This window comes from Kitasatospora sp. NPDC101235 (assembly GCF_044767505.1).
In the GTDB taxonomy this organism is placed as follows: domain Bacteria; phylum Actinomycetota; class Actinomycetes; order Streptomycetales; family Streptomycetaceae; genus Kitasatospora.
In genome coordinates this window covers 67,071-89,602 of the sequence record NZ_JBIWNZ010000031.1, presented here as the reverse complement: position 1 = coordinate 89,602, position 22,532 = coordinate 67,071, and the positions used below count along the sequence as shown (strand labels likewise).

27 protein-coding genes and 1 pseudogene are annotated in these 22,532 nt (G+C 71.3%); 10 read left to right on the top strand and 18 right to left on the bottom strand.

The features are described 5' to 3' along the window. Nucleotides 1–163 precede the first annotated feature (163 nt). Together ACIRRH_RS35990 and ACIRRH_RS35985 are read left to right on the top strand one after the other, a co-directional pair. A complete protein-coding gene (locus ACIRRH_RS35990; RefSeq protein ID WP_403076000.1) occupies nt 164–373 on the top strand; it encodes a hypothetical protein in 210 nt (69 codons plus the stop codon). 22 nt (nt 374–395) lie between these two features. Beyond that, nucleotides 396–2,105, top strand: a complete 1,710-nt coding sequence (locus tag ACIRRH_RS35985) for a SpoIIE family protein phosphatase (RefSeq protein ID WP_403076031.1) — start codon at nt 396–398, stop codon at nt 2,103–2,105. A 308-nt stretch (nt 2,106–2,413) separates the two neighbouring features. Here the strand turns inward: ACIRRH_RS35985 and ACIRRH_RS35980 are convergent, their stop codons facing one another. Both ACIRRH_RS35980 and ACIRRH_RS35975 read right to left on the bottom strand, forming a co-directional pair. Then, nucleotides 2,414–3,634: a hypothetical protein gene (locus ACIRRH_RS35980; protein ID WP_403075997.1), complete on the bottom strand. Its 1,221-nt coding sequence runs from the start codon at nt 3,632–3,634 to the stop codon at nt 2,414–2,416. A 77-nt stretch (nt 3,635–3,711) separates the two neighbouring features. Beyond that, the gene (locus ACIRRH_RS35975) at nt 3,712–3,918 is read right to left on the bottom strand and encodes a hypothetical protein (RefSeq protein WP_403075994.1); all 207 of its coding nucleotides are present in this window, start codon (nt 3,916–3,918) and stop codon (nt 3,712–3,714) included. 49 nt (nt 3,919–3,967) lie between these two features. Here ACIRRH_RS35975 and ACIRRH_RS35970 point away from each other — a divergent pair, with 49 nt between their 5' ends. Beyond that, the gene (locus tag ACIRRH_RS35970) at nt 3,968–4,495 is read left to right on the top strand and encodes a hypothetical protein (protein ID WP_403075992.1); all 528 of its coding nucleotides are present in this window, start codon (nt 3,968–3,970) and stop codon (nt 4,493–4,495) included. Here ACIRRH_RS35970 and ACIRRH_RS35965 read toward each other — a convergent pair. The 7 genes from ACIRRH_RS35965 to ACIRRH_RS35935 all read right to left on the bottom strand — a co-directional run bounded on the left by ACIRRH_RS35965 (nt 4,419) and on the right by ACIRRH_RS35935 (nt 10,464). Continuing rightward, a complete protein-coding gene (locus tag ACIRRH_RS35965) occupies nt 4,419–4,931 on the bottom strand; it encodes a hypothetical protein (protein ID WP_403075989.1) in 513 nt (170 codons plus the stop codon). The genes ACIRRH_RS35970 and ACIRRH_RS35965 overlap by 77 nt on opposite strands. A gap of 31 nt (nt 4,932–4,962) precedes the next feature. After that, complete coding sequence (locus tag ACIRRH_RS35960) at nt 4,963–5,679, bottom strand: DUF4328 domain-containing protein (protein ID WP_403075987.1); 717 nt, start codon at nt 5,677–5,679, stop codon at nt 4,963–4,965. A 101-nt stretch (nt 5,680–5,780) separates the two neighbouring features. Beyond that, entirely contained in the window at nt 5,781–7,319 is a 1,539-nt protein-coding gene (locus ACIRRH_RS35955) for a transferase (RefSeq protein WP_403075986.1), read from the bottom strand. A 415-nt stretch (nt 7,320–7,734) separates the two neighbouring features. Continuing rightward, nucleotides 7,735–7,962: a hypothetical protein gene (locus ACIRRH_RS35950; RefSeq protein ID WP_403075983.1), complete on the bottom strand. Its 228-nt coding sequence runs from the start codon at nt 7,960–7,962 to the stop codon at nt 7,735–7,737. A 127-nt stretch (nt 7,963–8,089) separates the two neighbouring features. Continuing rightward, the gene (locus ACIRRH_RS35945; protein ID WP_403075980.1) at nt 8,090–8,287 is read right to left on the bottom strand and encodes a hypothetical protein; all 198 of its coding nucleotides are present in this window, start codon (nt 8,285–8,287) and stop codon (nt 8,090–8,092) included. 205 nt (nt 8,288–8,492) lie between these two features. Then, nucleotides 8,493–9,770 carry a transcriptional regulator gene (locus tag ACIRRH_RS35940; protein ID WP_403075977.1) on the bottom strand — a complete coding sequence of 426 codons (1,278 nt, stop codon included), beginning with the start codon at nt 9,768–9,770 and terminating at the stop codon, nt 8,493–8,495. Nucleotides 9,771–9,867: 97 nt separating this feature from the next. Beyond that, nucleotides 9,868–10,464 carry a hypothetical protein gene (locus tag ACIRRH_RS35935; protein WP_403075975.1) on the bottom strand — a complete coding sequence of 199 codons (597 nt, stop codon included), beginning with the start codon at nt 10,462–10,464 and terminating at the stop codon, nt 9,868–9,870. Nucleotides 10,465–10,612: 148 nt separating this feature from the next. On the opposite strand from ACIRRH_RS35935, the gene ACIRRH_RS35930 reads away from it, so the two are divergent. After that, on the top strand, nt 10,613–10,825 hold the full coding sequence (locus tag ACIRRH_RS35930; RefSeq protein WP_403075972.1) for a hypothetical protein: 213 nt from the start codon (nt 10,613–10,615) through the stop codon (nt 10,823–10,825). A gap of 153 nt (nt 10,826–10,978) precedes the next feature. Here ACIRRH_RS35930 and ACIRRH_RS35925 read toward each other — a convergent pair whose 3' ends face one another. The 4 genes and pseudogenes from ACIRRH_RS35925 to ACIRRH_RS35910 all read right to left on the bottom strand — a co-directional run bounded on the left by ACIRRH_RS35925 (nt 10,979) and on the right by ACIRRH_RS35910 (nt 13,236). Then, nucleotides 10,979–11,209, bottom strand: a complete 231-nt coding sequence (locus ACIRRH_RS35925) for a hypothetical protein (protein WP_403075970.1) — start codon at nt 11,207–11,209, stop codon at nt 10,979–10,981. A 111-nt stretch (nt 11,210–11,320) separates the two neighbouring features. Beyond that, nucleotides 11,321–11,851, bottom strand: coding sequence for a hypothetical protein (locus tag ACIRRH_RS35920; RefSeq protein WP_403075967.1), 531 nt, complete (start codon nt 11,849–11,851; stop codon nt 11,321–11,323). Between the two features lie 106 nt (nt 11,852–11,957). Further along, a pseudogene (locus ACIRRH_RS35915) lies at nt 11,958–12,443 on the bottom strand (IS701 family transposase); the annotation flags it as partial. Between the two features lie 154 nt (nt 12,444–12,597). Continuing rightward, a complete protein-coding gene (locus ACIRRH_RS35910; RefSeq protein WP_403075965.1) occupies nt 12,598–13,236 on the bottom strand; it encodes an NADPH-dependent F420 reductase in 639 nt (212 codons plus the stop codon). Between the two features lie 77 nt (nt 13,237–13,313). Here ACIRRH_RS35910 and ACIRRH_RS35905 point away from each other — a divergent pair, with 77 nt between their 5' ends. After that, complete coding sequence (locus tag ACIRRH_RS35905) at nt 13,314–13,685, top strand: winged helix-turn-helix transcriptional regulator (protein WP_403075964.1); 372 nt, start codon at nt 13,314–13,316, stop codon at nt 13,683–13,685. Nucleotides 13,686–13,935: 250 nt separating this feature from the next. Beyond that, a complete protein-coding gene (locus ACIRRH_RS35900) occupies nt 13,936–14,241 on the top strand; it encodes a hypothetical protein (RefSeq protein ID WP_403075962.1) in 306 nt (101 codons plus the stop codon). 100 nt (nt 14,242–14,341) lie between these two features. Here ACIRRH_RS35900 and ACIRRH_RS35895 read toward each other — a convergent pair whose 3' ends face one another. After that, entirely contained in the window at nt 14,342–14,896 is a 555-nt protein-coding gene (locus ACIRRH_RS35895; protein WP_403075959.1) for a Uma2 family endonuclease, read from the bottom strand. Nucleotides 14,897–15,073: 177 nt separating this feature from the next. Between ACIRRH_RS35895 and ACIRRH_RS35890 the strand changes: the two genes are divergently transcribed. Together ACIRRH_RS35890 and ACIRRH_RS35885 are read left to right on the top strand one after the other, a co-directional pair. Continuing rightward, nucleotides 15,074–15,304 (top strand): hypothetical protein, encoded by a 231-nt coding sequence (locus tag ACIRRH_RS35890; RefSeq protein ID WP_403075958.1) that lies wholly within the window; start codon nt 15,074–15,076, stop codon nt 15,302–15,304. An 82-nt stretch (nt 15,305–15,386) separates the two neighbouring features. After that, complete coding sequence (locus ACIRRH_RS35885; RefSeq protein WP_403075956.1) at nt 15,387–15,815, top strand: hypothetical protein; 429 nt, start codon at nt 15,387–15,389, stop codon at nt 15,813–15,815. A 178-nt stretch (nt 15,816–15,993) separates the two neighbouring features. On the opposite strand, the gene ACIRRH_RS35880 is transcribed toward ACIRRH_RS35885, so the two are convergent. After that, nucleotides 15,994–17,868 (bottom strand): tetratricopeptide repeat protein, encoded by a 1,875-nt coding sequence (locus tag ACIRRH_RS35880; RefSeq protein WP_403075954.1) that lies wholly within the window; start codon nt 17,866–17,868, stop codon nt 15,994–15,996. A 210-nt stretch (nt 17,869–18,078) separates the two neighbouring features. On the opposite strand from ACIRRH_RS35880, the gene ACIRRH_RS35875 reads away from it, so the two are divergent. Continuing rightward, the gene (locus tag ACIRRH_RS35875) at nt 18,079–18,291 is read left to right on the top strand and encodes a hypothetical protein (protein WP_403075952.1); all 213 of its coding nucleotides are present in this window, start codon (nt 18,079–18,081) and stop codon (nt 18,289–18,291) included. A gap of 356 nt (nt 18,292–18,647) precedes the next feature. Here ACIRRH_RS35875 and ACIRRH_RS35870 read toward each other — a convergent pair whose 3' ends face one another. The 3 genes from ACIRRH_RS35870 to ACIRRH_RS35860 form a co-directional block, all read right to left on the bottom strand. Continuing rightward, nucleotides 18,648–18,782 carry a hypothetical protein gene (locus ACIRRH_RS35870; RefSeq protein ID WP_403075951.1) on the bottom strand — a complete coding sequence of 45 codons (135 nt, stop codon included), beginning with the start codon at nt 18,780–18,782 and terminating at the stop codon, nt 18,648–18,650. 235 nt (nt 18,783–19,017) lie between these two features. Beyond that, nucleotides 19,018–19,566, bottom strand: coding sequence for a telomere-protecting terminal protein Tpg (gene tpg, locus ACIRRH_RS35865; RefSeq protein ID WP_403075948.1), 549 nt, complete (start codon nt 19,564–19,566; stop codon nt 19,018–19,020). 258 nt (nt 19,567–19,824) lie between these two features. Then, nucleotides 19,825–20,088, bottom strand: coding sequence for a hypothetical protein (locus ACIRRH_RS35860; protein ID WP_403075945.1), 264 nt, complete (start codon nt 20,086–20,088; stop codon nt 19,825–19,827). A 452-nt stretch (nt 20,089–20,540) separates the two neighbouring features. Here ACIRRH_RS35860 and ACIRRH_RS35855 point away from each other — a divergent pair, with 452 nt between their 5' ends. Continuing rightward, nucleotides 20,541–22,472 carry a trypsin-like serine protease gene (locus ACIRRH_RS35855; RefSeq protein ID WP_403075943.1) on the top strand — a complete coding sequence of 644 codons (1,932 nt, stop codon included), beginning with the start codon at nt 20,541–20,543 and terminating at the stop codon, nt 22,470–22,472. Nucleotides 22,473–22,532: the final 60 nt, after the last annotated feature.

The following is a 22,532-nucleotide window of genomic DNA, read 5'->3' as shown; positions in this document are numbered from 1 at the left end:
AGGGTCCGCTCACTGGTCCAGGTCTGGCAGCAGTGCGCCCTCGGACATGGGAGGGCTACCTCTGCAGCCTCTGCTCCCGGCGGCAGGGCGTGCACGGTTGCAGTATGGAGTCGTTGGGGCAGCTGTTGTGTCAGCCGCCGACGGACTGCGCGAGGGAGTTGTGATGGCGTCGAACGAGTCTCCGGCCTCGGAAGTCTCGCCGGAGGCGGAAGCGCGGACAGAGTTGCTGAAGGCGATCAGCGTGGAGACCCGGGCGCTGGGCGAGTACACCGGACAGCACCACCGGGCCCTGGTGGAGCTGGCGCATGCGTACGCGCTGGTGACCGGCGGCCTTGGGGCGCCGGCCACCTCCAGTCCCGAGCAGCGCCTGTAGACCGGCAGACGGTAGCGCGGTGATGCTCGACGGCGGTGGTCCGGAAGACGAGCAGCAGTTGCTGGGCTCGGCGTTCGCCGGGTTGGCGGCCGGGGTGCTCCTGCTGGACGCAGGGGGACGGATTGTGGCCGTCAATCCGTGGGCCGAGGGACTGCTGGGCCGGGCGGCGGCGATGATGGTGGGGGCGGATGCGCACGAGTTGCTGCATCGGGATCCCGGCGGTGCTCCGGTTCCGCGCTCCCGGTGTCGGCTGTTGGCGGTCGCCGCGCAGGGGCGGCCGGCCTGGGGTGAGAGCGACGCTTTTCTGGCCGGCGACGGCAGGGCTCTGCCGGTGCGCTGGTCGGCGGCACCCATCATGAGTGGGGGCCGGACGGTGGGTTTGGCCGTGTTGTTCGCCGATGTCGCGGGGAGCAGTGCGCCCATTACGCGGGAGGCTGCCCGGGTGAGCCTTCTGGAGGGCCTGACCGAGCGGCTGACCCTGGTCGGCGCGATCACCGAGGTGCTGTCCGAGACCCTCGACGTCGAGGAGGCGGTGGATCGGCTCGGCCCGCTGCTCATCCCCGAGCTCGCGGACTGGGTGGCCGTGGATCTGCGGACCCCTGAGGGCGACATCCGCCGGGTTGCCGTCCTCGGCCTGGCGGGGCGGGATTTCGCTCTGGAGGCGTGGCGGGGTCCGCTGCCGCCGCCGACGGCCCTGTCGCGTTCGGCGCTGGTGCGGGTGCTGCACGGCGCAGAGCCTGTTGTGCTCGGTGTGCGGGAGATGGCCGAACCGCCCGATGCCCCGCTCGCTGCCGTCCAGACGGGCTTCCTGCGCGCCCTGGGCGCGACCTCGGCGGCTGTCGTGCCACTGACCAGCAGCCGCGAGACCACCGGGGCGATCACGGCCGTGCGCACCGGTGCGGGCCGGCCCTTCACCGAAGGCGAGCTGGCCCTGCTCGCCGACATCGGTCACCGGGCCGGCGTGGCCATCGACAACGCCCGCTTGTTCGGCGAGCAGCGCGATATCGCGACTGCTATGCAGCACAATCTGCTCACTGAGCTGCCGCGCGACCCGGACATGCGGCTGGCTGCCCGTTATCAGCCCGCCCCTGCCGGTTCGCGGGTCGGGGGTGACTGGTACGACGCGTTCCGGCTCAGCGACGGCGCGACGGCGCTGGTGATCGGCGACGTGATTGGACACGATCTCCAGGCGGCGGCCTGGATGGCCCAGCTGCGTAACTTCCTTCGCGCTCTGGCCTGGGATCGGCACGAGGCGCCAGCCTCTGTCATGGCGCGACTCGATGACGCGATGGCGAGCCTGACGGATGTTCCCATGGCAACCGTGATCCTCGCCTACGTCGAGAAGCCCTTGGCCGCCGGGCCGTGGCGGCTGCGATGGACAAGTGCCGGGCATCCGCCACCGCTGCTGCTTCCCGCGGCCGCAACGCCGTCCGGCGGCGGGGCGCGTTACCTGGAGGCCGGCCAAGGGCTCGTCCTTGGAGCGGGCGGGGATCCCGAGCGTCATGACGGCACAGAGGACCTACCGGCCGGCTCAACGCTGCTGCTGTTCACGGACGGCCTCGTGGAAATCCCGGGTACCGATCTCGGGGCGGGACTGGAAAGGCTGCGCCGTCACGCCGCCCACGTGGCGGGATACCCACTGGAGGAGTTCTGCGATCAGATTCTTCGGATCGTGCCATCCGGCAGCACCGACGACACGGCACTTCTCGCCCTCCGGATACCGCCAGACTGAACCAGCTCGCCATGAAGCGCCGTCACACTCGTGATGGCCAGGCCAGCCACTGCGGCGGGCTCGCAGACTTTCGCCGCGTGAGTCAGCGCCGGGCCGCCCGTCCCACATCACCACGCGCGGCCGGCACCAGCCGGACGCAAAGGGGAGGCCAGCGCCGGTGAGCGGCCCTGCCCGGACCGACGCGCCCACCCGCCACCCATCACATCCCCACCACCAGGACCAGGCGCACAGAGGTATGTCGGGCCGGTGAGATGCGCCGGAAACTGGCCTTAAGCTGCGGAAAAGGCCCTGGCTGCTGGCGGTGCGGGTCAGGTCAGCTGCTGGTTGCAGGCGGCGCGGAGCAGGGCGACGGCGTGGGGCGCGTCCGTGGAGAGCCAGGGGTCGCCGTCGGTGGCGTCGATGATCAGGCGGCCCTGGATGTAGGTGCCCCAGCCGTCGCCGAGCGCCTCGGCCCAGCCGAGCAGTCGGCGGTTCGGGTCGCGGACGGCGAACAGGTCTGAAGTGCTGTTCCAGCCCTCCACCACCAGGTCGCTCCCGTCGATGCTCCAGGTGTCGGTCGGGGCGCCCAGGCCGCGGGCGAGCGGCGAGGAGGAGGTGCGCTCGGAGGCCAGAGCCAGGAGCAGTTCCTGCGGCAGGGTGTCGACCGGTTGCGGCTGCTGCGCGACGGACGCTGCGAGGTGGCGCCCGTCGGCCGGAGCGGAACTCTGTTCTGCGGCCGGCGCGGCCTGGTCCGTTTCGACGCGCGGGGAAACGGTGGAGCGGGCAGCGGCCGTGCCGGCGCGGCTCGATTCGACGCGCGAGGAAACGATGGAGCGGGCAGCGGGTGTACTGGCGACCGCGCCGGTCTCATCGTCCGCTGCGGCGCCCCGGCCGATACCGGCGGCCGGGCCGGCGGTTTCGACGCGCGGGGAATCAAGGGGGGCGGCGGGCTCGGGGGTGGGCGCCTGGGCGTGGGCCTGTTCGGTGCGGAGCCGGGCGGCGGTCGTCTCGTAGCGCAGCACGTGGGCTTGGCGCATGATCCGCTGTGTGGCGCCGGTGAGGTTGGCCTCCAGGAGGGCGAGGGCCTGGTTGCAGCGCGGGTCGTCGCCTTCGCCGCGGCGGGCCTGTTCCAGGTTCTCCAGGAAGCGGGCGGTGCTGCGCTGCACGGCGGCGGCGAGTTCCAGGAGCTCGCGGTGGCCGGCTTCGCCGGTGGCCGGGATTTCGACGCGCGAGGAAACAAGGGCGTCGGCAACGGCGTCTTGCTGGTGCTCGGCCCGTCGGCGCCGGTAGGCCTTCGAGGAACAGGCCCGGTCACAGTAGACCGGGCGCCGGCCCGGGCCGGAGGCGCGCAGCTCGGCGCCGCACTCGACGCAGCCCTGTGCCTGCGACTGTGTCTCAATTCGTCGCACGTCGATACCCGACGTCACCTTGATTCGTCGCGCGTCGTTTCCGGTCTCCATGATCGGGAGGGTATCCGGCCGCCCGGACAGCGCGGTGGCGCCGGTGGCGTGCGGCCGGTCGTTGCGCATGCGCAGGGACGGCTTGCGCATGCGCAACGGCGTGGGCGAGGACAGCGGGCGGCGGTTGCGCAGGCGCAGCGCTCGGGGGTGTGTCTGTGCGGCCGGTTCTACTCGGTTTCGGTGTAGGTGAGGCCGCCTGGGCCGAGCGGTCGGCGCCCGCCTTCGGCTCGGGGCTGATCCGGGTGGGGCGTGGTGGGGAGGGTTTCCGGGAGCGGCAGGCGCTCGGCCGGCAGCAGCCGCTGTGGTTCGGCCGGGGGTGTGTCGGTGGCCGGGTCGGCGGAGGGCTGCCACAGGGGGCGGCGGGCGGGAGTCATGATCACAGTCTGCCCGTGACCGGGGTCGGGCCGGGCCGGTTCACCCGTCATGACGGATCCGATCACCGTCCCCCGTGTCAAGGACACGGGGGACAGCGAGGAGCAGGAGCAGCGGGAGCGGCAGCACGCGGTGAACGTGTTGCTCGCCGAGGCGGGCGAGGTGGGCCGTGTGGCGGCCGGGTGGGAGCGTGAGCTGGCGGCCCGGCAGGCGCAGGAGCGGCATCGCCGGGTGTTGGAGCGGGCCGCCGACGCCGTCGAGCGGGCCGCCGGCCGGGAGGTGGTCCCGGGCGGCGACGGGCAGCTGGACGAGGAGCTGGCGTACGACCTGGCCGCCGACATCGTCACCGGCAGCCCGTACGCCCACGCGCTCCCGGAGCTGGCGATGGGCGAGCGGATCGCACTGGTCGCGGTCTGCGCGCTGGCCGCGGCGATGCCCCACACGGTGCTCGGCGACCTGGAACGCGAGTTGCCCGCCCTGGCCGCCACGATGGACGCCGCCGTCACAGCGCGACGGCGGCGAAGCCCAGAAGGTAGGCCACGGCGAAGAAGAGAGGGATCCAGCGTTCGACACGATTGAGCGGGAGATAGACGCGCCAGTCCCGCCCCTCGCCAAGAGCACGCCATTCGGCGGCCACGAAGGCGCGGGCCGGCAGCCGCTCCTCGAACAGCCCGATCACCTCGAATTTGCCTTTGTTCAGCTGCTGGTAGGAACGGACGGTGATCCACCAGGTGCCGCACATGCCCAGCAGGACCAGCAGGGCCGCGAGTGCGAGTACGACCGGAGTCCCGCGGTGGTGCTCCTGGGACAGCCAGGTGCTGAGGAAGACGAGGAGAGTGCTGTGGAGGGTCAGGAAGAAGGTGTTGGCAAGGTTGCGCCGGGCGCTGACCCGGTCGGCCATCTCCACGCACAGCTTGTACTGCTCGAAGACGGCGGCGTGATACGTCGCGGCCGTGTCGCGGAAGTTCTCCGCGTCGATGTTCTCGTTCCACAGCGAGTCACTGATTTCGGCCACGTTGGCATCTCCGCTTGGTCGTTGCGGGGTCTCACACCGGATTCCCGACGTTCCTGTAGGTCTGCCACGCGGTGACGCGCCTGATGATGAGGACGATGAGCAGGCCGGCCACCACCTCGAGCGCTGTGAGGAGGGTGGACAGGTTCGCGTTGGTCAGCACATCGTGCTCGCTGTCGAACTGCTCGGCCGTGCGCCACTGCATCGGCCTGACGATGACGGCGGCGACCGCAAACGGCGCCCACCAGGCGTTGACCAGGGTGACTGAGGCGGACCGCCGGGGGGCGCTGGCCCGCCAGATGTCCGACACAACCTGGTACGGGATCCACAAGTTGGCTACCGGGACCGTCCAGCCGCCCACCACCCAACCCCGAGCCCGGCGGTGCGCGGCGGCACCGCTCATCAGCTCGGAGTTGATCCGGGCCCGCCACAGCCAGACCAGAAACGCGATGCCAGCCGCACCCCCTACCAGTACCGACACCCAGAACGACCCCAGCTTCGCAAGGACATCGGAGTCGGCGGCCAGCACGTCCGCGTCCGTCGCCTGCCCTTCCAGGTAGTCGTGGACGAGAAAGTAGATGCGCCAGTTGCCTACCGTGACCAACACCTCACGCACGCACGCCAACACGATCAGTGCCGTCGCGACGGTGGCCGCCCCGGTCACCGTCCTCGGCCGCTGCGCGGCGAGCGGGCTCGCGTTCGTCGGCATGCCTTGCTGTGGACCGTCCATGATCCTCCCCCAGAGATCCACGACCCGCAGCGCATTGCATGGGCCGGGATGCGATTGACCGCTGCCCTGTTGTGTCCCCGATTTCTCGGGATGTCATGCGGGACGGTCGTAACGGAACGGCACTAACCGATGCCGAGGAGTTGCAGCACCCGGCCCACGAGCCAGCCCAGCAGGGCCAGGACCGTGACCAAGGCGAATCCCTGCCACAGCGACCTCTGCGCGGCGAAAGTGGCCCGCCAGCTCATCATCCGTTTACGGACCCCCACGGACGCCAGGGCGTCCTTGATGGCGCGGGCCAGGTGGTGCGTGGGCGTGAACACGGCCAGCGTGGGCGTGAACAAGGCCACCGCCCTCCAGCCCGCCTTCACGCTGCGGGCCCCGCGGCGCACCAGCGCGCCCCGCGGGAGCTTGGTACGGGGCACGGGCCCCACCGGGCGCACGTGGGGCGCCCACTCGGGGCCGAAGGTGATGACGGCGCCGGTCCAGGGATCGCCCCCACTCACCTCGGCCAGCCGGGACGGGGTCGGCAGGTGCTCGTCCAGCCGCTCGGCCAGTTCCGGCACCCCGCCCGGCACCAGCAGGACGAGCTTGCGCGCGGGCTGGGTGGCACGGACCTGCTGGACCTCCCACCACAGCCCCTCGCCCGCCCCCAGGCGCAGCACGATGAGTTGGGACAGCTCCATCAGCCGCAGCACCGCCGGCTGCCAGTCGTCGAGCGGCAGGTAGAACCGCGCCGCCCCCAGCCGCGGCAGCCGCTCTCCCGGCCTACCCACCGTGATCACGGGTCCGACGGCGCCCAACGCCACCGCGAGCTGCTCCTCCCGTGAGTGGATGCTGACGAACGCCGCCGAGTCGTCGACTTGGGCCGCGAGGTCGTCGTCGGCGAAGCTGCGCAGGTAAAGCACGGGTTGGCGGCCGTCGGCCAGCAGCGCCTGGGCCGCGCCGCGCGCCGAGCGCGGGCGGGTGTAGCGCAGGCTCAGCACCGCGGCACCGATCGCGGCGAGGCCGCCGACCAGCGTCAGCATGAAGCGCATCGGCGGCATCTCATGGCCCCGCCGCTGTGCCGCGCTGACGGCGACGGCGCCCGCCGCGAACAGCACACATCCGGCACCGCTGGCCAGCAGGAACACCGGCCGCCGCCACCACGGTTGGGGCGGGGCGAACCGGCTGACCACGCTGATAATCTCCGCGGCACCCGACCTGCGCCGACGCCGCAGCCACAGCACGGGCCCGAGCAGCACCACGGCGGGCACCGCCCAGTACAGCGCTACCGCGCGCGACGAGCCGAGTTCACGGTCGAGCTGCGCCTGGTCCCGTCGGACATCCGCCGCCAGCCCGGCGACCTGCTCGCGGGCGAGGGAGACCTGGCCCTCCTCGATGCCCGTGGTGGCGGAGGAGACCGCGGAGCGGCTCGCTCCCAACGGGGCATTTTCCTTGAACCACGTGTCGCCCGCGCCGATCTCGGCTCGCGCGGACGCCTCCCCGGCGGCATACCGGTCCAGCGCGGCGGTGAACGCGGCAGCCCGAACGGGGGCGTCACGGAAGCGGTCGCAGGCCTGCAGATCCAGGCCCGCACTGGTCGCCAGGTGCAGCGCGACATAGACCGTGACGATCGCGACCACCGTGATCAGCCGGGCGAACGCCCGTAAGCGCGAGGACATCTCGGCTACCCCCTATCTCGCCGACACTGCCCCTCAGTGCGGACCCCGTCCCGTACTACCACCTCCCCCCACGGGCCGTGGCCAGTTCAGGCCACAACCACCAGCCAGACGAAACCGCACGCGCTCGCCAACGCACGTTGCTTCCGCAGGGGGAGTGTCATGAATTCGGCTCGGAGTACCAGCTGCTCCAGTGGCTGAGGTCTTCAAGATCGGCTATCGGCGTTCTTCCCCTCCGTTCGCTGCCGCGTTCAACGAGCAGGCCACACGGCCGGGTGCGGCCCGCTCCTGACGGCTACGCCTACACCATCGCCTACGCCAACGATCCGGCTGGCCGGCTGCCTGGACTCGTCCGCTGCCTCAACGAGGGCCGGGGCGCGGGTGGCGTCCCGGCCCTCGGGCCTGTGGTGTCGTCGGGTCAGGTCTCCTCCGTGCGGCAGCGTGCGCACGTGCAGAGCGGCCAGCCCTTGTCTGGGTGGTAGGCGCCGGGGTCGCCGGGGACGACGTCCACCTCGATGAGCGGGATCCGGTCGTAGCGGGTGCCGGCGCTGTCGACGCGGTAGGTGCCGATGCGCAGCCCGGGGTGTCGGTCGGCGCGCGGAACGAAGTCCGGGGAGGTGAGGTTGTCCCGGGTCCTGGTCGTCACCGGGCATCGCCCCGGTGCTGGCGGCGCCGGCGGCGCCCGTCGGCGAGTTGGCGTAGGACCGGGGCGCGGTGGGCGGCGCGGCCGGGGGCGGCGGGCCCCGAGGTTCCGGCCGGGGCGGTCGGGGGCCTCATGCGGCGCTCCGGTCGGTGGCGCACGGCCACGGGAGGGCGCGGCGCGCGCGGCGGTCGTTCTGGGTGCGGTGGTCGTCGCGCGGCGTGCGGGCGGTGGCGGTGCCGGTGGGCTCCGGGTGGTGGCGGGTGGTGTTGGCCGGGGCGCGTAGGGGCGCGGCCTGGGGGTGCGGGTGGCGGGGAGGGGGTGTCGTCATCGCGTGCTCCGGCTGGGCGGGGGACGGGGTGAGCGGCGGTCCGCCGTGTCCGGGGGGATTGCCATGGGGACCGCCGCAGTCGGCCGCCGCGTCCGTTTCCCGGCACCGGGAAGCTGGGAGTGGGGCGGCACGGTCACGACGCTACGCAGCGCCGGGCCGGGGCGAGAGTGCCCGTGCGTCTGCCAATCCGTCTGCCAATCCCGGGTCAGGCGGACCAGCGGGCGAGGACCTCGGCGACTTCGGGGATGTCGTCCTGGTGGTGGCGCAGGGCGGTGACGGCGGTGCGGGTGCGGTCGGCGGCGCGGGAGGAGGGGATGGCGGCCGCGGCGGCGAACATCGTGTCGGCGACGGCGGCGGCCTCTTCGGGTTCGCCGCCGTCGAGCAGCGCCGTCACGAGCCAGGAGGAGTAGAGGGCGTACTCGCGGGCGTGGGCGCTGTTGTAGTCGGCGAGGACGGTGCGCAGCAGGGGGACGGCGCGCAGTGGGCGGTGCAGGGTGGTGTAGACGCGGGCGGCCATGACGTCGTGTTCGGCGCGGGTGACCCAGTACAGCCACAGGCGCGGGTCGGTGCTGGCCGGGAGTTCGGCGTCGGCCTGGTCGACCTGGTCGAGGGTGGTGGAGATGGCGCCGAGCGCGGTGCGCTGGTCGCCGCAGAGGGCGGCGACCCAGGCGGTACGGGCGGAGGTGAGGGAGCGGGCGCGCAGGCAGTCGCCGGTGGTGGCCTGCTGCCCGGCCGCGCCAAGGAGCTCCAGCGCGCGACCGAGGCGGCCGCGGTTGGACTCCCAGTAGGCCCAGGATCCGAGGAGGTGGGCGGCGAGCGCGCCGTCGTGGGCCTGGCGGGCGGCCGCCACGCCCTTGCGGAACAGCGGCACCGGATCGACCCGGCCGCCGGAGTCCGTGGCCGCCCATCCGGCGAGCTGCGCCAGCTCGCCGACGGCGGTCAGCAGCCGGCGGCCGACGGCTTCGGTGTGGCAGCCGTTGTTGTGCAGCAGGATGGCGGCGTCCAGCTCGGCGGACACCTGCGTCACCAGGTCGCGTCCGGCGAGCAGGTCGTCGGCCAGGCGCAGGCCGTGGACCCGGCGTAGCAGTGCCTCGGCGTCCGCCGCGCCGACTGTGCGGCCGGCGCTCGTGCCGCACGGCGACAGCTCGGTGTCCGGTGGCAGAGCGTCGGCGATCACCTCGGCCGCCGTACGGGGTGCGGGCACCGCCAGCGCGGCGGCCCGGGCCGCTTTTGACGCGGCGCGGGCCCGGCGCAGCCGGCTCTCGTCCAGGTCCAGCACGGCGGCGAGCAGCGGCAGGTAGAGCGGGCCAGGGGCGCGTCCCTGGTACTCCACTTCCCAGCGCCAGACGTCGGTACGGGTCGGGCAGCAGCGGCCGGTGTCCGCCAGCTTCCGGGCGACGTCCTCTTCCGACAGTCCCAGCTCGCGGCGGCGAGCGGCGATCAGGAGGCCGATCCGCTCGACCCGGTACCCGCCCTCGTCCATGCCCTGCCCCGTCCACGCGCTCGTCCAGTGGGACCGTACCCACCCAGGACAACGCTCACCGGCCGCCGGGGAAACCCGCCGGCCGCCTCGGGTGTAGTTATGCGGGCTCAACCAGGGCAGAGATCAGCTTGCGCGCTGTCGCCTTGGTCAGCCGCTTGGCTGCGGTCTCCACCTTCTCCCGCGGGCCCCTGACCTTGATGGTGGTGCCCTTGACGGCCTTGGCGTACTGCACGTTGAACGTCTCCTTGCCGACCTGCTCGGCGAGGCTGACCAGGTACTTGATCTGGGCGGCGGTGGCCTTGTCGGTCTTCGCCGCCGCCGCGCGGGCGCGCCGCTCGGCGTAGTAGGCGTCGTTCTCCGCCTTGCGCTTGGCCTCGGACTCCTCGCTGCGGCACGTGACGTGCACGGTCTCGTACCAGCTCTGGGCACCGGGCTGACCCGTGACCGCCTCCCACAGGGCGTTCGTCGTCAGCGCCGACTCGTCCACGCCCTCCGTCAGCCCGGGGCCCACCAGGCCGTAGTAGCCGCTCCGGCCCCGAGGCAGGACAGTGAAGCCAGCCGGGATGGCGTGGGCTTCAAGCCAGTCGCCGCCGCAGCCGCAGTGCGTGGCGTGGTAGCGGCCCCATTTGCTCTCCAGCGGCTCGTACACCAGCCGGTCGCCGTAGTACTTCGTGTCCCGCGTGAATCCTGACATCGCAACAGTCTCCCGCCTCCCGGCGCGGACCGACGCCGGGTTTCGCCTGGTGGGCGGAAACTCACCGGTCGGCGTCCGGCTACCGGGTGCCGCGACGTCTGGGAGTACCGGTGACCACCCGCCCTGCCCCGCTGCCAGACTGGCGCTCATGACCTCCGACCGGCGCCCCCTGTGGCGCCCCTTCTCCGAGTCCCCCGCCGATCTGCCGGTCCAGCCGTCCCCCGAGGCCAGGCTGACGGCCGTGGAGCGGGCACCGTTCCTGGAACCCGCACCGCCGACCGATCCGGCGCAGCGGCCCCCGGCCGGCGCCCGCCGACCGCTCGGCCCCGGAGGCCTGGCCGCCGCCACCACCGACAGCTGACCCCCTGGCACGACGATGGCCGGGACCGATTCCGCGGGCCCGGCCATCGTCGTGTTCCCCGCAGGTGGTGGATGATGGACGGCGGCGGGCCGCTCCCATCGACACTGGGAGCGGCCCGCCGTTCGTGATGAGCGCTGTCGGGGGCGCGGTCTGTTACTTGACGGTGCGGGAGCGCGCGGCCGTGACGGTGGCGGTCGGGTCGGCGGCGCGCACCGCGGCGACGGCTCCGGCGGTCACCTGGTCGGCGGGGACGCCGGCCGGGCCGGCGCCGGTCGCGGTGTAGGTGACCGACTGGCCGTCGGCCGTGGTGACATCGACCTCGGAGCGGTAGACGCTGGTCGAGTCGGACGCGTTGGAGCCGGAGTTGCGGCTGAAGAAGCCCATGGTGTTCTCCTCGGGTATCGACGCTTCCCCTTATCCGTCAAGGGGAGCAAGGCTTCTTGTTTACTGGTTTGCCAGGAAGCAAGGTTCCTGGCCGTGGTGATGCCGGATCGGCTACTTCTGGACGATCGGCCGGTCGATGTGGTGGTGCTCGACTTCGACGTTGGTCTCGTCGATGCGCAGGTACTCGGCCACGCTCTCCGCGATGGCCACCGAGCGGTGCCGGCCGCCGCGGCAGGCGACGGTGACGTGGACCAGGCGCCGGCAGCGGTTGGCGTAGCCGTAGACGACGGCCTTGGCCGACTCCGCGATCCGCTCGACTTCCAGCATCACGCCGGGGGCCCGGAGAACGTGGTCGCGCACGGCTTCGTCCAGGCCGGTCAGCTCCCGCATCCGCGGGCCGTGGTGCGGGTTCCTGAAGCGGTCGCCGACGTTGTAGACCAGGCCGTCGTGCGCGGCAACCAGCGCCAGGGCGTCGTCATGCAGGGTGCCGATCGACCCGGCTCCGGCAGTCTGCCGGTGCCAGGCCGAGGCAGGCAGGCGGTCGGCGACGGCATCCGCGCGGGCGGCGGTACGCCCCTGGTTGATCCGTACCCGGGTGCTGCGGGCGACGGCCAGGACGTAGCCGATCCGGCGCGCTTCCAACAGAGCGCGCAGGCCGGGGTCCTGGCCGTAGGCCTCGTCGCCGGTTCACCCAGGAGGCGCTGATCCCGGCGTCCAGTGCCGCAGCGATCATCTGCCCGGCCAGCGTGGGCTTGGTCGCGAACTCTACGTGGTCGGGAACCCCCGCCTGGGTGCGGCGCTCGGCGTCCCGACACCATGCGTCGTCAGGCAGGTAGAGCCGACGGTCGATCAACGCTCGCCCCTTGCTGGAGGCGTAGGCGAGGAAGACGCCGACCTGGCTGTTCTCGATGCGCCCGGCGGTGCCGGTGTACTGCCGCTGTACGCCTGCCGAACTGCGGCCCTTCTTCAGGAAGCCTGTCTCGTCGACAACGAGGACACCGTCGTCAGTGCCGAGGTGCTCGAAGACGTAGGCGCGTACTTCGTCGCGGACCGCGTCGGCGTCCCAGCGTGCGCTTCGCAGCAGTCGCCGCATCGGGCCGGGACGGACGTGACCGGCCTGCTCGGCCAGCCGCCAGCAGTTCTTCCGTTCGACGCTGGACAGAAGCCCGAGCACGAAGGCACGGGCGGTGGAACGAGGCTCCACCCGCCGGAACCGGCCCGCGATCCGGGCCATGGCCTGGTCGAACATCGCCCGCCACCGGGCCGCGTCTATGCCGTGACCCGCGGCCACCGCACGATCTTCAGGAGTCCACACAACCCCCGATGATCACGCAGCGGCCGCGCCAGTTCCCGCGTCGGTCCGACGCAGGAGCGCGGATCAGGAGAGGTCAACCCCCCGCGTACTCCAGCGGCGGCGCGATCGCCTGAGCGTCCGCACCTTCACCCACCCACAGGCCGATCAAAAGTGCGGCCGTCGCCTCCAGTAGGCCCGCCCGGTCGAGCCCTCCTCCGTTGACCGGCACGCAGCCGAGGTCGCGGACAAGGAACCGAACCGCTTCGAGAGCCGGTGCATCGTCACCGCAGATTGGCACCGCGAGGGGGCGTCCGCCGAAGACCGGCGGGGTCAAACGCCACACGCTCTCGTGACAGAGATTGAATGCCTTGACCACGGACGCGCCGGGTGCTGCGGCCGCGATGCGCTCGGCCGCCGAGGGGCCGCCCCAGGTCTCAAGGACGAAGCCCAGCGCCATCGGGTTGCTGCAGTCAATCAGCGTTCGGCCTCGCACGGTGTCGGCCAGGCCGGACACTACGCCGATCGCCGCTGAGTACGGCACGGCCAGCAGCATCGCGTCCCGGCCGTGCCGGGCCGCGTCCCGCAGAGTCCCCGCCTGTGCGCCGATCTGGTCCGCCAGAGCCGCGGCGCGGCCGGCGTCCCGCCCGCCCACCAGTACGTCGTGGCCGGCACGCGACCATCGTGTACCCAGCACCCGCGCCATGTTGCCCGTACCGGCAATACCGATCCTCATCAGTCCAGCCTCTCGTAGTGATCCCTGTCGTCGGATTCGGGACGACACTAGGAAGCTGCTCGGGCACCATCTGGTAAGTGACCACTGATCAGGGATTTGTCGCCGACTGTCGTGCCCGGCTCGCTTTCGATCTGCTCGCCAACACCTGGAACGCCGTGGTGATGTGGACGCTACGCGGGGGCCCCGCGCGGCCCGGTGAGCTGCGCGAGCGGATCGGCGGGATCAGTCCCAAAGTCCTTACGGAGACGCTGCGTCGGCTCCAGTTCAACGGGTTGGTGGAGCGCCGCGCGTACGCCGAGTCGCCGCCGCGCGTGGAGTACTCCCTCACCCGGTTGGGGCGGACACTGCTGGAGCCGCTCGAAGCGTTCGGCACCTGGGCCTTCGAACACGGCGAAGACGTGATGGCAGCGCGAGAGCAGGCGGAGGAAGCTGGACACAGTCGCGGTTGACGCCGATGGCAAGCGGGCCCGTCAGCCGCTCAGAGCCGATCACAAAGTCACACTGGAGTACTAGCCGCCACGATGGACGCCGCCGTGACGGCCAGCCGGACCGCCGGCCCGAACACAGACCTCACAGCCTGTCTCTGAAGCGCTCCCACCTGGGAAAAGGGCCAGTCAATAACACAACCCCTACAGCCCCTACAGGCATGACACAGGCCGGCGCCGGGTTCGGGCGGCTGCTCGCGGGCAGGGGGAGAGTGTGGGCAAGCGGCGGAACCAGGAGCCGGGCGGCCTGGTCGGTGAGGCCGAGGCGCGGCGGCTGACCGGTGCGCTGCGCGAGTCGGTGGAGCAGGTGCGCACCGCCGTCCTGGTACTGGCCGAGCGGGTACGCGCGGCGCACCACGGCCGGGTGTGGATCGCCTTGGGCTATCCGTCGTGGGGTGCGTACGCGGCCGGGGAACTCGACGTCTCGCGGTCGACGGCGTACCGGCTGCTGGACCTGGCAGCGACGGCCGAGGCGATCGAGGACGTCGTCGGCCGCACGCGAGCGACCGAGCGGTTCTGACGGACCACAGGTCCGACGCGGAACACGGTCACCTGGGGCAACGAGCCGCGATTTCCTAGCGAAACGGACATAGCGGGGGACATGGCTGGGACGGCGGTGGTCAGAACGCCGTGGTGTCCAGGACGAGGTTGAACGGCTCGGGCAGGTCGATCGGGGTGCCGAAGGGGTGCGGGCCGTCCACTACGGCGTAGCCGAGGTCGTGGGGCTCGGAGAACAGGGTGCAGGTGCGGTTCTGCCGGTCGGCGAGCAGGTAGAGCGGGGCGCCGTACTGGGCGTAGCGCTTGCGTTTGGTGACGTGGTCGGTGTCGCCGTTGGATTCGGAGGTGATCTCGACGACCAGGAGGGTCTGGTCGGGGGTGAGGGCGCCGGCGCCTTTGGCGAGGTCTTCGGGGATGACGGCAAGGTCGGGCATGTACCAGTTGGATGAGCCGGGCAGGTCGAGGTTGCCGGAGCCGCTGATGCAGCCGAGTTCGTCGACGCGGCGGTCGAGCTGGCGGCGGGTCTTGGCGGCGACGTTCTCGTGGTCCCATGTGGGTGACACCAGGACGATCCGCCCCTCGATGACCTGGGCCCACCGGTGGTCGATGAGCTGGACGGCGTACTTCAGCGCGGCCTCGTGGTTCACGTCCGCGTACGCGATCGGCTGCGCGCTCAACGGTCCGCCTCCCTCCACACCGGGCCGCAGGATGTCCGGTCGGATACCCGCGCTCCCACAGTAGCCGCCCCCAACCGGTCTGTGGGCCGTTCCGGCCGGCAGCTCCCCGGCCGCGGCGCCCCGCCCTCGGGGGTGCCGTGGCGTCGGCCGCACGGGCGTGCGACCTACGATGGGTCGGTGTCCGACACCGATTTCCCCGCTGACCTGCTCGAACTCCAGCGCCGCTGGTACACCGCCGAGGCCGACTGGGCCGCCGACCCGACCGCGGAGCAGCGGGCCGCGTTCGCCGCGGTCGGCTCCGAGCTGTACTCGCACGAGCACTGGGCGAAGGCGGGCAACCGGCACGAGGCCGAGATGAAGCTCAAGCAGGCCGCCCTCCCGGAGACCTCCCAGCAGCCGACGGCCTGACCGCCGGTCGGCCTCCTGCGCATGCGTCTGCTCCCGGGCCGGACGACGGTGAAGGGGTCGCGCAGTACGTCGGGAGGCATCGGTGGCAGATGACGTCAGGACCGAAGGGCCGGACGGAGCGCACCGCCGACCGCCCAGGGTGGACGACGCGACGGTCGAGGCGCTGGGGATGCTGACGAAGGCGTTGGAGTACACCGAGCGGGCCCGCGGTCACCTGTACGCGGTGCACCACATGACCGGCGGCGCCGACCGAATGCTCGCCGAGGCGGCGCGGATGCTGCGCCAGGCCGGGCACGAGGAGCAGGCCGGCCTGGTCGAGCGGGAGCTCCTGGGCCGCGACGTCATCCCGGGCATGTGGACCTACCAACTGATCGAAGCCTACGACCGCACCTACTACCAGGCGTTCACCACCGTCGAGGAACAGGTCCGCCAAAACCTCGCCGCCGGCCGCCGGCACCTCGCTGAGGCCGAGATGCAGCAGGCCGCACGCTCCCGCCGACGTCGGCCATAGACCTGCGGCCGGATCCCCGATGCCCGACGGCGGCCCGCCCACGCGCGTGCCCGAACCCGCACCGAAGCCGTTCACCGGTCATGAGTGCCAGGTACTCAAGGAGATCCGATCCGCCCTTGTGGCGCCGTTGCACGACCGACGTGCCGGTTCCCGCGCGGACAGCCGAAGACAGGCGCCTTCATCCTGCGAAGTGGTCATGCCACCGGCCGGTGGCGACGGTGTTGGGGTGGTTCGGTCCGAGAACCCGGGTCTGGTCGTGCAGAACCCCTTGCAGAAGCCTTGCGGCTTCGGCGGCGCTGCCGGACTTACCGAGGTTGAAGGCGTGCTGATAGCGGTTGACAAGGGTGTCGGGGTGGTCGGGGCCCAAGACCCGCGCGCAGTCCGCGGCGAGCCTGGCATAGATCTGGGCAGCGTCGGCCCAGGACCCCGCCCGTCCGAGGTTGTAGGCCTGTTGGGAGCGGGCCAGGAGAGCGTGAGGGTGGACGGGGCCCCCTAGTCGGGCTTCGTCCTGCGCAATTTCGGCATAGAGTCGGGCGGCGCCCACCCGGTCTCCCTCTTGTCCGACGTTGTACGCGTGCTGGTGCCGGTTGATAAGGACATAGGGGTGATCGCTGCCCAGGACCCGTGCACGGTCCACGACCAGGGCAGCGAACAGAAGCACCGCCCCGGCCCGGTCACCCGACTCACCGACGTTATAGGCATGCTGATGCCGGGTCGTGAGGGTGTCAGGGTGATCGCCGCCCAGGACCCGTACACGGTCCACGACCAGGGCAGCGAACAGAAGCACCGCCCCGGCCCGGTCACCCGACTCACCGACGTTATAGGCATGCTGATGCCGGGTCGTGAGGGTGTCAGGGTGATCGCCGCCCAGGACCCGTACACGGTCCACGACCAGGGCAGCGAACAGAAGCACCGCCCCGGCCCGGTCACCCGACTCACCGACGTTGCAGGCATGCTGATGCCGGGCCTCAAGGGTGTCAGGGTGATCGCCGCCCAGGACCCGATCGCACCTCTGGACCAACTCCGCGAGCAGACGGACGGCTTTCCGGTAGTCGCCGGTCCCGCAAGCGCTGCGGGACTCCCCCCAAAGCGTGGCGAAAAACTCGACGGTCGCGGGGTTGTCCTGGCCGTCCCGGACAACCCCGGACGGTTCGATGACAGGGCCCGAACCGCTGGATGGTTCCCACCCGGGCGGGCCCTGGAGCTCTCCAGCAATGCGCTGGAGGGTCCGGTCGTCGTTGACGGCGGCGGCGCGGGCGAGAGCCTGATCAATGTCGTCGCCCACCGGGTCCGCGGTACTGCGCTCGCCCGGATCCGTGCCCCTGCGTACGCCGGATTCGGACGGTGGTTCGCCAGCCGGACCACCACGGGCGAGGGCCCGGAGCCGCTCCAGTTCGTCGGTCAGCTCCAGGACACGTTGCTGAACGCGGTTGGCAAGATCTTCGGCGTGGCGCTGCTTCTCCCGGGCACGTGCCAGTTCTTCCCTGGCCCGACGCTCCTGATCCAGTGCGCGGCCGAGCTGCTGCCGGACATCGCCCGGCGCCTGCAGGTAATCGGGCTGGCCGAGGAGCCGGTCGCGTTCGGCGGACAAACTGCCCACCCGCTCCTCCAGGGCGCTGATCATGGTCAGCAGCACCATCACCAGCTGCGCGGAGTTCCGGGCGGCCTCCTGGATCTCAGCCTGCTGCTCCAGGGCCCTGGTCAGCCGCTCGTAGGTCTCCATCTGCCGGGCGCGGGCCTGCTCCAGCTCGGCGCCAAGCCCGTGACCGCCCTCACGGGCGGCAGCACGGGCGGAGCGTGGATTGCTGGCCGCGTGCACTAACCGGGCGGCTTCGGCCTGACGCCTCTCGCGTAGCACCGGCTCGATCACCGTAGCCCTGATCAGCTCGGCCACGAAGGACTGCTCCGGCACCCGGCCGGACAGGTAGAGCCCGACCTGTGACCTGGAGTACCTGATCTTCTCCGCGACCGCGGTCATCGTCAGCCCGCTGGCGTCGACCTGAGCCCGCAGGAACAGCGCCAGTGCCTCGGCCTCGGGTGTCTCGGCCCGCACCGGCCCCCACGGCCTTCCGCCCCGGCCTCGCATTCCTCGCCCCCGTCCCCCTCGCAGGCTCCCCTTTTGCCTTGCATGTCCTGGGACAACCCGCTGTTGTCCGAACCTTACCTGCGGTGATGCCCCTTTCCGCTTTCGGACTATCCAGATCAACCGCACGATCTTCCCTGTCACCCGGCACACCCCCGGCCGGACACTATGGAGGAGACCATGACGATGCCCGAGCACACCTCTCAGACGCAGCCCGAGACCGCCCCGCTCCTGACCGCGTACGCCGCCCTCATCCTCCTCACTGCGGCCGTCATCGGCCTGATCACCGGAGGGCTCGCCTTCCTCAGCGGTAGCCCTGCGGCCGGTGCCATCCTCGCCGGGCTGAGCGGCACCGGAGTCAGCGTCCCGGTGCTGCACCGGCTGATCCGCTGAAGCCTCACAGCGGCCGGGCAGTAGGCCGGGCCACCGACACCGCTCGCCCTGGAAGTCACCCGTTACGGCTGCGCAGGGCCCACTGCTTGCGCCACTCAGGGCGCTCCCACAGGGCGTCGAAAAAGTTCTTCGAGAGGGTGGCGCGGGTCGGCGGCGAGCTGGCCCAGCGCGCGACGCACCCGACGCAGCTTCACCGCGTCAGCGCGCCGGCCCTTCTCCAGACAGCGCAGGGTGCGGGCGGCGGCGGGGACGTAGTGCAGCCCCGGCAACGTGCTCTCCTTCGTCGGGCATGCGAAAGGGCCCACCCCGGCGTGGGGATGGGCCCTCGGACGAGTGACTGGCTGTTTGCCCTGGCGTCAGTCCTGGCCGGCCTTGGCGATGCACTGCACGTCCAACTGGTCGGCGAGGTCGGTCAGCACCCCGCACAGCCCGCCAGTGGTCACCGGGTCCATGCCGGACACGCCGCGCCGCGCCCACTCGTCCCAGACCACGGCGATACCGCGCGGCAGGCGGCGTCCGCCGGGACCACCAGGGCATCGTCCTGGTCGCGGTGTACGGGGAGCTGGAACGGCTGCCCGCCGTCGCCGGGGGCCGGGATGTGCTGCTCGTTCATTTCCTCCGCTGCATTTTGGGGAATTCGGTCAAGCGGTTCATAAAAAACCCCAGCCGCCTTTTCAGGCGGCCGGGGCTGGCCATATTTCGGCGACACAGGTGCCGGTGGAGGGGTCAGATACCTTCCACGTCCATCCAGGCAATGTCGTTCAGCTCGACGTCGAGGCCGGCGGCGCGGTGTCCGTTGTCCTTGAAGTAGTGCTCGCGCAGGCCCTCGGCGAGGATCCGTTCCTGCTCGGCCTGGCTGGCTCCGGCGTCGCGGGCGGCGTAGAGCTGCTGGGCCACTGAGCCGGGCATCTTCTGGGTGATCGTGCGCTGGCGGGGGTCGTCGGTGGAGCCGCCGGCCGCGCTGTAGCCGAAGGTCGCCTGGATGTGGAGCATGAAGCCGTTCTTCTCGGCGTCGCGGCGTACCCGCTGCTTCACCCGCGGCTGCCAGGTGGCGCGGACCTTCTGCTCGATGGCCTTGGCGGCGGCCGGCTTCGGAATGCCCTGGCCCTTGAGCCAGCGCTGCACGGTGCGCTGGGAGACGCCGAGGTCCTGGGCGAGCTTCTTGGTGGAGCCCTTGGCGCCCTTGAGCAGGAAGCGCATCCGGGCGGGGACGGACTGCGGGATCGGCTTGGTGCGCTCGGCCCGCTCCAGGCCCTCGTCGATCTCCCGGCTCACACTGTCTCCTTCCCGGCCGCCGAGAGCGGCGGCCACTACTGGCGGTCCTGGTGGGCGGCCCGCCGGTCGGTGTCGGCGGGCCGCGCAGGGAGGCGGCCGGACACCTGGCCGCCGGCCTTCATGTGCCGGGCCGGGTCGGCGTCGTCGGCGAAACACTCTGCCCGTCGCCACTGACAGGCGCAGGCGGGCAGGGAACGGCCCGGAGCGGCGCTGGCCGTCTGCGGCGTCTGAGGGGTCTCTGGCCCTGGTCCGGGGCCATCAGAGGTTGTGGAGGTAGGCGAGCTGAATGGTGCGGGCGGCCTGCTCGGGGGTGTCGTGGAGCATCGCCTCCCGCGTGCTGATGTCGCCGATGAAGTAGTTCTCGTACACCACCACCCACCGGTCGCCGAGGCCGGCAAGGCCGCGCTCGACCCAGCCGACCTGATGGCCCTCGCCCGTCACGAGGTAGACGTCCGGGTTGACCGTCCAGCTGGCCAGCGCCCACCAGTCGCCGAACCGTCCCGCGTCGAGGGCGATGTGCACGTCGCTGGGGGCCGGCGTCGGTGCATCGGGTCGGCCGGGACGGGAACCTCGACGGGCGGTTGCTGCGCAGCGGGCGCGGCCGGGGCGGGCAGGGGCGCGGTCTGCTGCTGGGCGAGGCGCTGGTCGACGAGTTCGCGCGTTTGCCAAACCGTGATGGCCTGGCACAGCTCCCTCCCACCCCAATTCATCCTTAATGTCCATATTCTAAATGATCGACTACAGGGTACTCAGTCCCGTTTTTCTGTGCGGCGCTTGACCTTCGGTCAGAGGTCAGCTGGTAGCGGCCGCATGCGTTGACGTGCTGGTTTTCTGACCTATAGCGTCCGCTTGGTTCTAACTTTGCCAGCTCGGGGGTGCTGGATACTCCCGGGTGCATCTCGCTTTCTGGAGTTCCTATGCGTACTGCTCGCAGACTGGCCTGGCCGCTTGGCGCGGCTCTGGCGATACCCGTGATGGCCGCTCCTATGCCGGCGGCGGCCGTCGACACCGCGCCGCCGTCCGCGGTGGAGGGCTTCGCGTACCCGGACGCGGCGAAGGTCCTCGCCGACCAGCACATCACCCTGAAGACCGGCGACGGACACATCACCCTCGCGGAGTGCGCCTCGGCCGTAGGCCTGATACACCTGTTCAGCCGCCAGGTTGAACAGGAAGAGGTTTGCTTCAAGGTCACCGGGCCGACCGGCTATCTCGCCCTGGAGATCCCGAAGGTCTACCTCATCCGGGGCACCGAGCACGCCATCAAGGCCACTGTCAGCACCGACGGCAACGCCACCACAATCGACATTCCCAAGAACGACTGGCGGGCAGTCGGCGAGGCCGGGTCCTCCCGCAACGCCACCACCCTGCTTGAGCTCACCGCCACCGACGGGCCAGCCGCCCCCTCCCCCTCCGGCGACTTCCCGGCCGTCGGCACGGTGACCGTGGACCAGCCCGGCCGAAACCCGAACGCGAAGGCCTGCACGGCAACCCTGGTCGACCGCAACTGGGTGCTCACCGCCGCGTCCTGCTTCGGCGACAAGCCCGCCGCCGGCGCGCCCGCTGCCAAGAGCACCGCCACCATCGGCGGCCGCACCGTCGGCATCGCCGAACTGGCCCCTCGCACGGACCGCGACCTGGTCATGGCCCGTCTCGCCACCCCGGTCAACGACATCACCCCCGCCAGCGTCGGCGCCACCGCGCCGGCCGCCACCGAGAACCTGCGCGCGGCCGGCTACGGCCGCACTGCCACCGAGTGGGCGCCGCTCAAGGCACACACCACCACCCACACCGTCAGCACTCTCACCACTACCACCATCGACACCACCCCAGCCGTCGGCCAAGCCCCTATCTGCCAAGGCGACGCTGGCGCCCCGCTGCTGCGCGATAAGAACGGCGCCACCGAGATCGCCGCCGTGGCCTCCCGCTCCTGGCAGGGCGGCTGCCTCGGCACACCCGCCACCGAGACCCGCACCAGCGCCACCAGCACCCGCGTCGACGACCTCACCGACTGGGTGAGGGACCTGCGGGCCAGCACGGCGGAGATCAAGCCCGGCATGCATGTGCAGGTCATCGGCTCGGACCGCAAGCTGTGGGAGACCGTCGCCGACTACAAGGCCGGCAGCTGGCTCGGCAGCTGGCAGCCCCTCCCAAGTGGCACCCTCGCCGCCGTGGACTCGGTGGCTATCGGTGACACCGTGCACGTCTTCGTCATCGGTTCCGACGGCCACGTGTACACGTGTGACGGCAAGGTCGGTGGCAGCTGGACCCCATGGGGCGAGGTCCCCGGCAACGCCACCGGAGTCAAGGACATCACCGCCACCGCCCGCGGCAACGTCCTCGACCTGCAGATGATCGGCTCCGACGGCTCCCTCTACAGCACCCAGGCCGACTACGCCGCCGGCCGGTGGGATCCGGCCTGGACCAAGATCAGCGACGACCGGCTGAGGGCCATCATCACCAGCATCGCCGAAAACAACGTGGTCCACGTCATCGCCATCGACGAGAACGGCAAGGTCCGCAACCGCGACGCCGACTACAACGCCGGCAAATGGACCCCGTGGGGCGAGGTCCCCGGCAACGCCACTGATGTCAAGGCCATCACCGCCGCCGCCCGCGGCAACGTCCTCGACCTGCAGATGATCGACTCCAACGGCTCCCTCTACAGCACCCAGGTCGACTACGCCGCCGGCCGGTGGGATCCGGCCTGGACCAAGATCAGCGACGACCGGCTGACGGCCGTCACCAGCATCGCCGAAGGCAACGTGGTCCACGTCATCGCCACCGACGAGAACGGCAAGGTCCGCAACCGCGACGCCGACTACAACGCCGGCAGGTGGACCCCGTGGGGCGAGGTCCCCGGCGGCGCCACCGGAGTCAAGGCCATCACCGCCACCACCACCAGCTGACCCGGCCCGCACGATGTCCCGCCAGACCCACCACCGGCCTGCCCGGCGTGACCCTGGCCG

Coding starts and splice junctions, on each gene's coding strand:
- ACIRRH_RS35940 (WP_403075977.1), bottom strand. CDS start 9,770: ATGGACGAGGGCGGGTACCGGGTCGAGCGGATCGGCCTCCTGATCGCC.
- ACIRRH_RS35855 (WP_403075943.1), top strand. CDS start 20,541: ATGGCCGCTCCTATGCCGGCGGCGGCCGTCGACACCGCGCCGCCGTCC.
- ACIRRH_RS35980 (WP_403075997.1), bottom strand. CDS start 3,634: ATGCGCAAGCCGTCCCTGCGCATGCGCAACGACCGGCCGCACGCCACC.
- ACIRRH_RS35875 (WP_403075952.1), top strand. CDS start 18,079: ATGACGATGCCCGAGCACACCTCTCAGACGCAGCCCGAGACCGCCCCG.
- ACIRRH_RS35945 (WP_403075980.1), bottom strand. CDS start 8,287: ATGACGACACCCCCTCCCCGCCACCCGCACCCCCAGGCCGCGCCCCTA.
- ACIRRH_RS35935 (WP_403075975.1), bottom strand. CDS start 10,464: ATGTCAGGATTCACGCGGGACACGAAGTACTACGGCGACCGGCTGGTG.
- ACIRRH_RS35985 (WP_403076031.1), top strand. CDS start 396: ATGCTCGACGGCGGTGGTCCGGAAGACGAGCAGCAGTTGCTGGGCTCG.
- ACIRRH_RS35975 (WP_403075994.1), bottom strand. CDS start 3,918: ATGACTCCCGCCCGCCGCCCCCTGTGGCAGCCCTCCGCCGACCCGGCC.
- ACIRRH_RS35910 (WP_403075965.1), bottom strand. CDS start 13,236: ATGAGGATCGGTATTGCCGGTACGGGCAACATGGCGCGGGTGCTGGGT.
- ACIRRH_RS35955 (WP_403075986.1), bottom strand. CDS start 7,319: ATGTCCTCGCGCTTACGGGCGTTCGCCCGGCTGATCACGGTGGTCGCG.
- ACIRRH_RS35990 (WP_403076000.1), top strand. CDS start 164: ATGGCGTCGAACGAGTCTCCGGCCTCGGAAGTCTCGCCGGAGGCGGAA.
- ACIRRH_RS35925 (WP_403075970.1), bottom strand. CDS start 11,209: ATGGGCTTCTTCAGCCGCAACTCCGGCTCCAACGCGTCCGACTCGACC.
- ACIRRH_RS35930 (WP_403075972.1), top strand. CDS start 10,613: ATGACCTCCGACCGGCGCCCCCTGTGGCGCCCCTTCTCCGAGTCCCCC.
- ACIRRH_RS35970 (WP_403075992.1), top strand. CDS start 3,968: ATGACGGATCCGATCACCGTCCCCCGTGTCAAGGACACGGGGGACAGC.